The organism is Mycobacterium sp. E3251 (assembly GCF_001666835.1).
GTDB lineage: Bacteria > Actinomycetota > Actinomycetes > Mycobacteriales > Mycobacteriaceae > Mycobacterium.
In genome coordinates, this window is record NZ_LZJF01000081.1 from 1 (window position 1) to 13,640 (window position 13,640).

Sequence of the window (13,640 nt, forward strand, 5' to 3'; positions counted from 1 at the left end):
GGGCGGCTGGTGGTGGTCCCGGAGGCCGTGGCGCGCTCGCCGAAGGATTTTCATGCGTTGGTGGTGGCCGAGAAGGTCACGGTGTTGAGTCAGACCCCGGCGGCGGTGCGCATGCTGTCACCGCAGGGTCTGGAGGGCACCGCGCTGGTGATCGGGGCCGAACCCGTGGGCGCGGAGCTGGTGGACCGGTGGGCGCCGGGGCGGGTGATGATCAATGTCTACGGCCCGACCGAGACCACGATCTTCGCCACGGCCAGTAGGGCGTTGGTGGCCAAGTCCGGGGCGCCGCCGATCGGCTCGGCGGTGCCCGGGGCGGCGTTGTTCGTCCTGGACGCCTGGTTGCGTCCGGTGCCGGCCGGGGTGGTCGGGGAGTTGTATGTGGCCGGGCGCGGCGTGGGGTATGGATATGTGCGCCGCGCGGGGTTGAGCGCGTCGCGGTTCGTGGCGTGCCCGTTCGGCCCGGCCGGTGCGCGCATGTATCGCACCGGGGACCTGGTGTCCTGGGGCCGCGATGGGCAGCTGCGCTATGTCGGGCGCGCCGATGAGCAGGTCAAGATCCGCGGCTATCGCATCGAGGTCGGCGAAATCCGCTCGGCGCTGGCCGCATTCGACGGCGTCGAGGAAGCGGTCGTCATCGTGCGCGAGGACCGCCCCGGCGACAAACGCCTCATCGGCTACATCACCGGCACCGCCGACCCCACCGAGCTCCGCGCCCACCTCGCCCACCGGCTACCCGACTACATGATCCCGGCCGCGGTCGTCCCACTGCCCACCCTGCCCATCACCCTCAACGGCAAACTCGACACCCGCGCCCTCCCCACACCCGACTATCAGGACACCGATCGCTACCGCGCCCCGGCCAGCGCGATCGAAGAAATCCTCGCCGGCATCTACGCCCAAGTCCTGGACCTCAAGCGGGTCGGGGCGGATGACTCCTTCTTCGATCTCGGCGGCGACTCGCTCTCGGCGATGCGGGTGATCGCGGCGATCAACAGTGGTCTCGATACCGCCCTTACGGTGCGGGCGCTGTTCGAGGCACCCACGGTGGCACAGTTGGCGCCCCGCATCGGCAGCAGTGGGGGCGGCCTGAGGCCATTGGTAGCCGCCAAACGCCCTGCGACGGTGCCGCTTTCATTCGCCCAGAGCCGGCTGTGGTTCCTCGACCAACTGCACGGCCCTTCACCCGTTTACAACATGGCCGCCGCCCTGCGGCTCGTCGGCCGGCTGGACACCGACGCGTTGCGCGCCGCGTTGCGCGACATGGTGGCCCGCCACGAGAGCCTGCGCACCATCTTCGTCGCGCCGGAGGGCACCCCGCAACAGGTCGTGCTACCGCCCACGCAGGCCGGCCTCGGGTGGGACGTGGTGTCGACCGACGGCTGGTCGGCAAGCCGGCTCGCCGAAGCCATCGAGGCGGCGGCGCGTTACTCGTTCGACCTGGCCGCGGAGATCCCCTTGCGGGCGACGCTTTTCCGGGTGGGTGTGGATGAGCATGTGTTGGTCGCCGTTGCTCATCATATTGCCGCGGATGGGTGGTCGATCACGCCGTTGGTGCGTGATTTGGGGGTGGCTTACGCCTGTCGGTGCGCGGGCGAGCCCCCGGGCTGGGCCGAATTGCCGGTCCAGTACGTGGATTACACGCTGTGGCAGCGTGCCGAGTTCGGCGACCTGGACGATCCGCACAGTGCGATTGCCGCCCAGCTGGCCTATTGGCAGGATGCATTGGCCGGGATGCCCGAGCGCCTGGAGTTGCCGACGGATCGGGCGTATCCGTTGGTGGCTGATTATCGTGGAGCGCGGGTGGCCGTGGAGTGGCCCGCGCAGCTGCAACAGCGGGTGCGGGAGTTGGCCGGTGGTCACAATGCGACCAGCTTCATGGTGGTACAGGCCGCCCTGGCGGTGCTGCTGGCCAAGCTGAGCGCGAGTAGCGATGTGGCAGTAGGCTTTCCGATCGCAGGGCGGCGCGACCCCGCGCTCGACGACTTGGTCGGATTCTTCGTCAACACCCTGGTGCTGCGCACCGACTTGTCCGGCAACCCCACCGTCGCTGAGCTGCTGGCCCAGGTGCAGCAGCGCAGCCTGACCGCCTACGAACACCAGGACGTGCCCTTCGAAGTCCTCGTGGAGCGGCTGCGTCCCACTCGCAGCCTCAGCCACCACCCCCTCATCCAGGTCGTCTTGACCTGGCAGAACCACGATTTCGCCGACCTGACGTTGGGTGACCTACAGGTCACCCCGCTGCCGACGGACACCCACAGCGCGCGCATGGATTTGGTGTTCTCGCTGGCCGAACGCTGGACCGAGGACGGCCGGCCCGCCGGCATCCGCGGGGCGGTCGAATTCCGCACCGACGTGTACAACACCGCCCGCATCGAGGGAATGATCGAGCAGTTGCACGACGTATTGGTCGCCATGACCGCCGACCCGGCCCGTCGGCTCTCATCGATCGATGTGCTCGACGAGGCAGAACACGCCCGGCTCGAGGCCATCGGCAACCGCGCGGTGCTGAACCTGCCGGCCTCCCTTGGCATCTCGATCCCGGAGTTGTTCGCCGCCCAGGTCGACCGCGCACCCGAGGCCGTGGCCATCACAAGCGCGGACCGTTCGTGGACCTACGCCGAGGTCGAGCAGTCCGCTAACCGGTTGGCGCACCTGCTGATTGAGTACGGCGCGGGCCCGGGGGAGTGTGTGGCGCTGCTGGCCGAGCGTTCGGCCCAGGCCGTCATCGCCATACTGGCGGTGCTCAAAACCGGGGCGGCGTACCTGCCCATCGACCCGGGACTGCCGGCCGCGCGCATCGAGTTCATGCTCACCGACGCCATACCGATCGCCGCGATCGTCACCCCCGAAGTGCGTTCCCGGCTCGACGGTTCGGACCTGGCCGTCATCGACTTCGACGACACCGAAATAGCACCCCAACCCAGCGGCGCACTCCCGGCGCCGGACCCGGAGAACATCGCCTACCTCATCTACACCTCGGGCACGACCGGGGTCCCCAAGGGCGTGGCCGTCACCCACCACAACGTCACCCAACTGCTCGAATCCGTGCACGAAGAGCTGGAACTCGGCCACGTGTGGTCGCAATGCCACTCGCTGGCCTTCGACTTCTCGGTCTGGGAGATCTTCGGCTCGCTGCTGCACGGCGGCCGGCTCGTCATCGTGCCCGACAACGTCGTGCGCTCACCGGAAGAGTTGCACGCCATGCTCGTTCGCGAACGGGTCAGCGTATTGAGCCACACCCCCTCGGCGGTGGCGGCACTATCGCCGCAAGGCCTCGAATCGGTGGCGACGCTGGTAATGGGCGGGGAGGCGTGTCCGCCCGAGGTCGTTGACCGATGGGCGCCCGGGCGGGTGATGGTCAACCAGTACGGCCCGACGGAAACCACGATGTACGCGGCGATGACCGCGCCGCTGACCGCCGGAACCGGGGCGCCGCCGATCGGGTCTCCGGTGCCGGGCGCGGCATTGTTCGTGTTGGACAAGTGGATGCGGCCGGTGCCGATCGGCGTGGTCGGCGAGTTGTATGTCGCCGGGCGTGGCGTGGCGTGCGGGTACTTGGGGCGGTCGGGGTTGACCGCCTCGCGGTTCGTGGCGTGCCCGTTCGGTGGGTCCGGCGCACGCATGTACCGCACCGGCGACCTGGCCTGCTGGGGCGCCAATGGGCAGCTGCAGTACCTGGGCCGGATTGACGAACAGGTCAAGATCCGCGGGTATCGCATCGAGCTCGGCGAAATACGCACGGCGCTTACCCGTTTGGCGGGGGTCGCGCAGGCGGCCGTGGTCGTCCGTGAAGACCGGCCCGCCGACAAGCGCCTCGTCGCCTACATCACCGGGACCGCTGACCCCGCCCGCGTCCGCGGCCAGCTGGCCGACCGGCTCCCCGCGTACATGGTCCCGGCCGCGGTCGTCGCACTGGACGAGCTGCCGCTGACCGTCAACGGCAAACTCGACACCCGCGCCCTGCCACCGCCCGACTACCAAAGCGCCGAGAATTATCGCGCGCCGGGCGACGCGGTCGAAGATATTCTCGCCGGCATCTACGCCCAGGTGCTCGGCGTGGACCGCGTCGGCGTCGACGACTCCTTCTTCGACCTGGGTGGCGACAGCATCTTGTCGATGCAGGTGGTGGCCCGGGCGCGGGCGGCGGGCGTCGTGTTCCGCCCGCGCGACATCTTCGTCGAGCAGACCGTGGCCAGGCTGGCCCGGGTGGCCGGAGTGCTCACCGACGACGACGTGGCCGACGAGGGCATCGGCGAAGTCATTGCCACCCCGATCATGCACTGGCTGCACCGGGTCGACGGGCCGGTCGACCAGTTCAACCAGACCATGGTGGTCCAAGCCCCCGCGGGCGTCACCCAGGACGACGTCGTGACGTTGGTGCAGGCCATGATCGATCGGCACCCGATGCTGCGGCTGCGCGTCGACGACGACGGCGCCGGCGGCTGGTCGCTGCAGGTGCCCGCGCCGGGAACGGTCGACGCGCGCGGGTGCGTGCACACCGTCGACGTGTTGTCCGAAGCGGCGTTGGTGGCGGCGCGGTCGCGGTTGAACCCGGCCGCCGGCGTGATGCTGGGGGCGGTATGGGCGGCGTCCAACGGCCGGTTGGCGCTGGTCGTCCACCACCTCGCCGTCGACGGAGTGTCGTGGCGAATCCTGTTGGAGGACTTGAACATCGCGTGGGCCCAGCTGCACAGCGGGCGGCCGGTGGCGCTGACCGGGGGTGGGACGTCGTTCGCCCGCTGGTCGGCACTGCTGGCGGAGCACGCCCGGCGCGCCGAGGTCGTCGCATCGGCGGACGCCTGGCGCCGGGTAACGGCGATCCCCGCCGCGTTCCCGGCGGTGCGTCCCGATGCGGACACCTACCAGACGGCCGAACACATGTCGGTGTCACTGGACACCGAAACCACTCGCATGTTGCTGGGGGCAGTGCCGGCGGCGCTTCACGCCGGTGTCCAGGACATTTTGGTGGTCGCCCTCGGGTTGGCGATCAACGAATTCCTGGGCACCGGCGCGCCGCTTTCGATCGATGTGGAGGGCCACGGCCGCCACGAGGATGTGGGCCCGCGTGTCGATGTGTCGCGCACCGTCGGATGGTTCACCGCCAAATATCCGGTCGCGTTGAGCCTCGGCAAACCGCGCTGGGCCAAGGTCGAAGCCGGCGACGCCGAGCTCGGCGCGCTCATCAAGGACGCCAAAGAACAGCTGCGCGCACTGCCGGACGGGCTGACCTACGGGCTGCTGCGCTACCTGAATTCCGAAGTGGGACTGGATGACCCGGACCCCGTGATCGGATTCAACTATCTGGGACGCCTCGGCGGGGCAGCCGAGTTGTCAGAGGAATTGTGGCGACTCGACCAAGAGGGCCTGCAGCTGACCGCTGCGACCGCTGCATTGCCGATGCCGCTGGGACACACGCTGGAACTCAACGCCGGCACGATGGAAACGGCGAATGGCCCTCGCCTGCAGGCCAACTGGACATGGGCACCCTCGGCCCTCGAACGGCGTCAGGTCCGCCGACTCAGCCAATTGTGGTGCGACGCCCTGGCCGGCATCTGCGAGCACGTGCGAAACGGTGGGGGCGGGTTGACCCCGTCGGACATCGCGCCGGCACGGCTGAGCCAGCAGCAGATCGATGAGCTGTGCCGGCAACACCAGATCGCCGACGTGTTGCCGCTCACGCCGCTGCAGCAGGGGCTGCTCTTCCACGCCAGTGCCGGGCGGGACCCCGGCGACGACGTGTACGCGGTGCAGCTCGACATCACCGTGTGCGGCCCGCTCGACCCGCAGCGCCTGCGCGAGGCCGTGCACACCGTGCTGAACCGGCACCCCAACCTGGTGGCCCGGTTCTGCGAAGACTTCGACGAACCCGTGCAGCTCATCCCGGCCGACCCGGCGTCGGCGTGGCGCTACCTCCAACTCGACGACGACGACCCCGACCCGGGCGAGCGGATCGGGCGGCTGTGCGCCGCCGAACGTGCCGCGGTCTGCGACCTGGCCGCCCGACGCCCGGCCTTCCGCGCCGCCTTGATCCGCACCGCAACCGACCGGCACCGCTTCGTGCTGACCACCCACCACATCGTGATGGACGGCTGGTCACTGCCGATCCTGCTTCAAGAGATCTTCGCCGGCTACTACCGGGAGCGGTTGCCGCCGGCGACGCCGTATCGCAGCTACCTCAGTTGGCTCGCGGACCGGGACGTGGCGGCCGCAAGAGCCGCGTGGCGCCAGGTGCTCGACGGATTCGACACCCCGACGTTGGTGCGCCCACCCGGTCGGACAGGCCGGCGCGGCGTGGCCACCTTCCAGGTGCCGGCGGACACCACGCGGGCCCTGAGCGGGCTGGCGCGCTCGTCGCACACCACCGTCAGCACCGTCCTGCAGGCCGCGTGGGCGCAGCTGTTGGCGTGGCTGACCGGCCAGGACGACGTGGTCTTCGGCGCCGTGGTCTCGGGCCGGCCGGCCGAGGTGCCCGGCGCCGACGCAATGGTGGGCCTGCTGATCAACACGGTTCCGGTGCGGGCCATCATCACCGGGGCGACCACCGTCGCCGGCCTGCTCGACCAGCTGCGCCGCGCCCACAATCACACCCTCGAACACCAGCACCTTGCGCTGTCCGAAATTCACCGCGCCACCGGGCACGACCAGTTGTTCGACACCTTGTTCGTTTACGAAAACTATCCGGTCGACACCACCGCGTTGGCGGGCGTCCACGAGCTCACCGTCAGCGACTTCACCAGCCGCGAGTTCAACCACTATCCGCTCTCGGTGCAAGCCGTGCCGGGCGAAGTCCTTGGGCTGCGCGTCGAATTCGACACCGACGTGTTCGACGCGGCCGGCATCGAGGCGATGGCCGAGCGGTTCCGTCGCCTGCTGGTGGCCATGACGGGCGACCCCACCCGCCCGTTGGCGACGATCGATACCCTGCACGAGTCGGAGCACGCCCACCTGGCCGAGTTGGGGAACCACGCGGTGCTGAGCGAGCCGGCGCCGGGGAGCTCGATTCCGGAGGTGTTCGCCGCGCACGTGGCCCGCACACCGGAGGCGGTGGCGCTGAGCTTCGACGGCGGCTCCATGACGTATCGGGAGCTGGACGAGGCCGCGGATCGCCTCGCGCACCGGCTAGTGTGCCACGGCGCCGGGCCCGGCGCTTTTGTGGCGCTGCTGTTTTCGCGGTCCGCCGACGCGATCGTCGCGATCCTGGCGGTGCTCAAGACGGGGGCCGCCTACCTGCCGATCGACCCCGGCCTGCCGGCCGCTCGGGTCGGGTTCATGATGGCCGATGCCGCGCCGGTCGTCGCCGTCACCACCGCGGCCCTACGGTCGCGCCTGTATGGGTCCCATGTGCCGGTCGTCGATGTCAACGATCCGTCGGCGCACATACGGCCCGCCGCCGCGTTGCCCACCCCCGCCCCGGAGGACATCGCATACCTGATCTACACGTCCGGCACCACCGGCATTCCCAAGGGCGTGGCGGTCACCCACCACAACGTGACCCAGCTGATGGCGTCGCTGCACGCGCCCCTGCCGGCGGCCGGTGTCTGGTCGCACTCTCACTCGCTGGGCTTCGACGTCTCGGTCCAGGAGATCTTCGGTGCGCTGCTCGACGGGGGGCGGCTGGTCGTGGTGCCCGAGTCGGTGGTCCACGCACCGGAAGAGTTGCGCGCGTTACTGATTCGCGAACAGGTCAGCGTGCTGAGCCAGACCCCGTCCGAGGCGAGCGCGTTGTCGCCGGAGGGGCTGGATGGGGTGGCCCTGGTGATCGGCGGCGAGCCCTGCCCGGCCGAGCTGGTGGATCGGTGGGCGCCGGGCCGGGTAATGGTCAACGCCTACGGCCCGACCGAAACCACGGTGGACGCGACGATCAGCGCGCCGCTGACCGGGGGGCCCGCGGTCCCGCCGATCGGCTTCCCGGTGTCCGGCGCCGCGGTAATGGTGTTGGACAAGAGGTTACGCCCGGTGCCGGTCGGGACGGTCGGTGAGTTGTACGTCGCCGGCCGCGGCGTGGCGTGCGGGTATCTGGGCCGATCGGGGCTGACGGCGTCGCGCTTCGTCGCCTGCCCGTTCGGCTCAGCCGGGGCGCGCATGTATCGCACCGGCGACCTGGTGCGGTGGGGCTCCGATGGGCAGCTGCGGTATGTGCGGCGCGCCGATGACCAGGTCAAGATTCGGGGCTATCGCATCGAACCCGGTGAAATCCGCGCGGCGCTGACCACTTTGGACGGAGTCGAGCAGGCGGCGGTGATCGCCCGCGACGGCCGGCTGGTGGGCTACGTCACCGGCACCGCCGACCCGGCGGGGATCCGCGCCGCGCTCGCCGAGCGGTTGCCAGCCCACATGGTGCCCGCCGCCGTCGTCGCATTGGACGCAATCCCGTTGACGGTCAACGGCAAGCTCGACACCCGGGCCCTACCGGCGCCGGAATACCACGACCCCGATTCCTACCGCGCCCCTGCGTCCGCGGTCGAGGGAATCCTCGCCGAAATCTACGCCAGGGTGCTGGGATTGGCCCGCGTCGGTGTCGAGGAATCGTTCTTCGACCTGGGTGGCGACTCGTTGACGGCCATGCGCCTGGTCGCCGCCGTCAACGCGGGGTTGGACGCCCAGCTGTCGGTGCGCGCGGTGTTCGAGGCGCCCACCATTCGCCGGCTGGCGCCGCTCCTCGCCGCGGGCCGCGGTGGACCGGCGCGGGTGGTGGCCGGCGCGCGGCCTGCGGTGCTGCCCTTGTCGTTCGCGCAGTCCCGGCTGTGGTTCATCGATCAGCTGCACGGCCCCTCGCCGGTCTACAACATGGCCGCGGCGCTGCGCCTGCGCGGACACCTGGATGCCGACGCGTTGCGGGCCGCGCTGGCCGACGTGCTGGACCGGCACGAAAGCCTGCGCACCGTGTTCGTCGCGACCGGGGGGACACCGCAGCAGGTGGTGGTGCCGAGCGAGGCCGCCGAGACCGGATGGGACGTGGTGGACGCCACCGCATGGTCCGCGGGGCGGCTGGACGAGGCCGTCGATGCGGCCGCGGCGCATCCGTTCGACCTGACCGCCGAAATGCCTTTGCGGGCAAAACTTTTCCGGGTCGGTGAGGGCGAGCACCTGCTGGTGGCCGTGGTCCACCACATCGCCGCCGACGGCTGGTCGCTCACCCCGCTGGTCCGCGACCTCGGCGTCGCCTACGCCAGCCGGTGCGCGGGCCGGGCGCCGGGGTGGGCGCCGCTGGCCGTGCAGTACGCCGACTACACGCTGTGGCAGCGAGCCCAGCTCGGTGATCTCGACGATCCGGCCAGCCCGATCGCCGGCCAGTTGCGGTACTGGCAGGACGCGCTGGCCGGGATGCCCGAGCGACTCGAGTTGCCCACCGACCGGCCCTATCCGCCGGTGGCCGATTACCGCGGGGCAAGTGTGGAAGTCGAGTGGCCCGCCGAGCTGCAGGACCGGCTACGCGAGGTGGCGCGGTCGCACAACGCGACCAGTTTCATGGTGATGCAGGCGGCCTTGGCGGTGCTGCTCGCCAAGGTCAGCGCGAGCTCCGATGTGGCCGTGGGCTTTCCGATTGCCGGGCGGCGCGACCCCGTGCTCGACGATGTCGTGGGCTTCTTCGTCAATACCTTGGTGCTGCGGGTCGATCTGGCCGGGGATCCCACCGTCGCCGAGCTGTTGGCCCAGGTGCGGCGGCGCAGCCTGGCCGCCTATGAACACCAGGACGTGCCCTTCGAGGTGCTCGTGGAACGGCTGAATCCCACCCGCAGCATGGCGCATCATCCGCTCGTCCAGGTGATGTTGGCCTGGCAGAACAACGACACCGCCGACCTCAACCTTGGCGATTTGCAGATCACCGCGCTGCCGGTGGACACCCGCACCGCCCGCACGGACCTGTTGTTCTCGGTGGCCGAACGCTGGACCGACGACGGCCGGTCGGCCGGGATCGGCGGGGCCGTCGAGTTCCGCACCGATGTGTTCGACACCGCCACTGTGGCAACGCTTGTCGCGCGGCTCGAGCGGGTGGTGGCGGCCATCACCGCCGACCCCGCCCGCCGGCTGTCGTCGATCGACGTGCTCGACGAGGCGGAACACGCCCGCCTCGAGCTCATCGGCAACCACGCCGTGCTCAATCAACCCGCGCCGACCCGACTGTCGATTCCCCAGCTGTTCGCCGCCCAGGTGCACCGCACCCCGGACGCGGTCGCGATCAGTTGCGGAAATCGCTCGTGGACCTACCGCCAATTCGACCAGGCCGCAAATCGATTGGCTCATCTGCTGGCCGAGCATGGCGCGGGTCAGGGGGAGCGGGTGGCGCTGCTGATTCCCCGGTCGGCCGGTGCGATCGCGGCGATGCTGGCCGTGCTGAAATCCGGTGCGGCGTATGTGCCGATCGATCCGGGGCTGCCGGCGGCGCGGATCGGCTTCATGCTCACCGACGCCGCGCCGGTGGCCGTGCTCACGACGAGCGGGCTGCGGTCGCGGCTCGATGGGTGTGGCCTGCCGCTGATCGAGATCGACGACCCGAGGGTGGATGCGTTGCCCGATGCGCCGTTGCGGGCACCGGTCCCGGAGGACATCGCCTACGTCATCTATACGTCCGGCACGACGGGAATCCCCAAGGGGGTGGCGGTAACTCACCGCAACGTCACCGAGATGTTGGAGTCGTTGGATGGCGAGCTGGAACTCGGGCAGGTGTGGACGCAGTGCCACTCGTTGGCCTTCGACTTCTCGGTGTTCGAGATCTTCGGCGCCCTGTTGCGCGGCGGCCGTCTGGTGGTCGTATCCGACTCGGTGGTCCGATCACCAGAAGACCTGTATTCCTTGCTGGTTCGTGAACAGGTCAGCGTGCTGAGCCAGACGCCGTCCGCATTCGACGCGCTGCAAACCGCCGATGCGCTCTCACCCGACCTCGCCCAACAACTCAAGCTGCAGACCCTGGTGTTCGGTGGCGAGGCGCTCGAACCTCGGCGGCTGGGTAACTGGCTGGACGGCCATCCGGGACAGCCGCGGCTGATCAACATGTACGGCACCACCGAGACCACGGTGCACGCGTCGTTCCGGGAGATCGTCGCTTGCGACGCCGACAGCGCCGGCAGCCCCATCGGAAGTCCCCTGGCGCATCTCGCCTTCTTCGTGCTGGACGGTTGGTTGCGGCCGGTGCCGACCGGGGTGGTGGGCGAGTTGTACGTGGCGGGCCGGGGTTTGGCGGGTGGGTATGTGGGCCGGTCGGGCCTGACGGCGTCGCGGTTCGTGGCGTGCCCGTCCGGAGCGCCTGGACAGCGGATGTATCGCACCGGGGATCTGGTGCGCTGGGGCGCCGACGGGCAACTGCGCTACCTCGGACGTGCGGACGATCAGGTCAAGGTACGCGGCTACCGCATCGAGCTCGGCGAAATCCGCGCGGCCCTAACGGGTCTGGATGGGGTGGAGCAGGCGGCAGTGATCGCCCGTGAGGACCGCCCGGGGGACAAGCGGCTGGTCGGCTACGTGACCGGGACCGCCGAGCCGGCCCACCTTCGCGCCGTGCTCGGCGAGCGGTTGCCCGCCTACATGGTGCCCGCCGCAATCGTCGCCGTGGACGCAATCCCGTTGACGGTCAACGGCAAGCTCGACGCCCGCGCCCTGCCTGCGCCCGACTACCGCGACGCTGCGTACCGTGCTCCGGCCAGCCCCACGGAAGAGATCCTGGCGGGCATCTACACCCAGGTTCTCGGCGTCGACCGCGTGGGCGTCGACGACTCGTTCTTCGATCTGGGCGGGGATTCGCTCGCCGCGATGCGCCTGATCGCCGCCGTCAACGCCGTCCTGAACGCCCACCTTGGGGTGCGGTCCCTGTTCGAGGCACCCACGATTCACCAGTTGGCGCCGCGTCTCGGTGCGGATGGGTCGGGGCGCACGCCCCTGGTGGCGATCGAGCGGCCCCCGGTGATCCCGTTGTCCTTCGCCCAATCCCGGTTGTGGTTCCTCGACCAGTTGCAGGGGCCCTCGGCGGTGTACAACATGGCGGCGGCGCTGCGATTGCAGGGTCGCCTGGACGCCGACGCGTTCGGTGCCGCGTTGCGCGATGTGGTCGCCCGCCACGAGAGCCTGCGCACGGTTTTCATCGCGGCCGAAGGGACCCCGCAACAGGTTGTGGTCGCGCCCGAGGACGCCGATGTCGGTTGGGATGTGGTCGACGCGACCGCCTGGTCGCCGGACCGGCTGGAAGAAGCCGTCGAGACGGTGGCGCATTACGCGTTCGACCTCGGCAGCGAGATTCCTTTGCGCGCTTGGCTTTTCCGGACGGCCGAGGACGAACACGTATTGGTGTCCGTGCTGCACCATATCGCCGCCGACGGCTTGTCGCTCACGCCGTTGGTCCGTGATCTCGGCGTCGCCTACGCCAGCAGGTGCGCGGGCCGGGCGCCGGGATGGGCGCCGCTGGCGGTGCAGTACGCCGACTACACGCTGTGGCAGCGCGCCCAGTTCGGTGACCTGGACGACCCGGACAGCCCCATCGCCGGGCAGGTGCGGTTCTGGGAAAACAACCTGGCCGGGATGTCCGAGCGGCTGGTGTTGCCCACCGATCGGCCCTACCCGCTGGTGGCCGATCACCGCGGGGCCACGGTGCGTGTGCAGTGGCCGGCCGAGTTGCAGCGGCGGGTGCGCGAGGTGGCGCGGTCGCACAACGCGACCAGTTTCATGGTGGTGCAGGCCGCGCTGGCGGTGCTGTTGTCGGCGCTGAGCGGCAGCAGCGAGGTGGCGGTCGGCTTCCCGATCGCCGGGCGGCGCGACCCGGTGCTCGACGACGTGGTGGGCTTCTTCGTCAACACCCTGGTGCTGCGGACGGATCTCGGTGGTGACCCGACGGTCGCGCAGGTGCTGGCGCAGGTCCGGGGGCGCAGCCTGGCCGCCTACGAACACCAGGACGTTCCCTTCGAGGTCCTGGTGGAGCGGCTCCGCCCCGCCCGCAGCCTGAGCCACCACCCGCTGGTCCAAGTCATGCTGGCGTGGCAGAACAACGATTCCGCCGCGGTGAGCCTGGGGGACCTGCACGTCACACCCCTTCCGGTGGACAGCCACACCGCCCGCATGGACCTGACCTTCTCGCTGGCCGAGCACTGGGCCGACACCGGTGAACCCGCCGGGATCGGCGGGCAGGTCGAATTCCGCACCGACGTGTTCGACGCCGGCACCGTCGAAACGCTGATCAATCGCCTGCACCGGGTATTGGTGGCCATCACCTCCGACCCCGCCCGGCCGTTGTCATCGATCAACATGCTCGATGACGACGAGCGCGTCCGCCTCGACGAGTGGGGTAATCGCGCGGCATCGAACCGGCCGGTGACCTCGCCGTCGATCCTGGAATTGTTCGACGCCCAGGTGGCCCGCGCGCCCGAGGCGGCCGCCGTCAGCTGCGGCGAGCGCTCGCTGAGCTACCGCGAACTCGACCGCGCCGCAAACCGGTTGGCGCGCTCGCTGGTCGGCCTCGGGGCCGGCCGGGGTGAATGCGTCGGGCTGCTCATGGACCGCTCGGCCGAGGCGATCGTGGCGATGTTGGCGGTCCTCAAGACCGGGGCGGCGTACCTGCCGCTCGATCCGGGGCTGCCCGCGGCGCGGATCGAGTTCATTCTCGCCGACGCCGCGCCGATCGCCGTGCTGACGACGGCCGGCCTCCGGTCGCGGCT

1 protein-coding gene is annotated in these 13,640 nt (G+C 69.9%); it reads left to right on the forward strand.

All coding sequences use genetic code 11. The features are described from left to right. A partial coding sequence (locus A5697_RS11345) for a non-ribosomal peptide synthetase (protein WP_156673255.1) occupies window positions 1-13,640 on the forward strand: 13,640 nt, incomplete at both ends.